Raw genomic sequence first — 529 nt, forward strand, 5'->3', positions numbered from 1 at the left:
GTCAAGGTCGAGAAATTGAGTATAAAAAGTTGCATTCACAGCAGCTCCAACTCTTCTAAATACCTCGAAGCTCTGCTTCGAGGATCCTTTATTTGGAAAAAATTCAAAAGAGATATAGTAATATCATCCTTGATACATACCAGATAATGCCCAATCACCTTCATGGAATCATGCAAATCATATCCATGGATAATAATCGATCTGTAGGGACGGGTCTTGTGCCCGTCCAGAATATTTTGGATGAATCCGTTGATATTGGATGCGTTGTTGATGATAAAACCAACGTAAAGAGGGCGGGAGATGAAATTGTCGCATCCGACGGCATGGGCACAAGACCCGTCCCTACAACATTATTTGAGGTTATCGGAACCTTTAAATCGATAACACAAAAAAATTATTCTTTCCATGTGCTTAACAATGAATGGCCGCCATTCCCTAAGTGTTAACATAGATGTCGCCTCAAGTAGAGGAGGCGAATTATGGGTTATTCACATGCCGTGAGACACAGTGTCCTGAAAAAAGTGCTGCC

General features: G+C 41.2%; 1 protein-coding gene. It reads left to right on the forward strand.

Features of this window, described 5'->3' with window-relative positions; all coding sequences use genetic code 11:
* Window positions 1-185 precede the first annotated feature (185 nt).
* Window positions 186-446 (forward strand): hypothetical protein, encoded by a 261-nt coding sequence (locus tag EST62_RS12360; RefSeq protein WP_167599352.1) that lies wholly within the window; start codon window positions 186-188, stop codon window positions 444-446.
* Window positions 447-529: the final 83 nt, after the last annotated feature.

The organism is Chlorobaculum sp. 24CR (assembly GCF_004118635.1).
In the GTDB taxonomy this organism is placed as follows: Bacteria; Bacteroidota; Chlorobiia; order Chlorobiales; family Chlorobiaceae; genus Chlorobaculum.

Excerpts from the sequence above, each read along its gene's own strand:
- EST62_RS12360 (WP_167599352.1), top strand. The coding sequence starts at position 186 with ATGGATAATAATCGATCTGTAGGGACGGGTCTTGTGCCCGTCCAGAAT.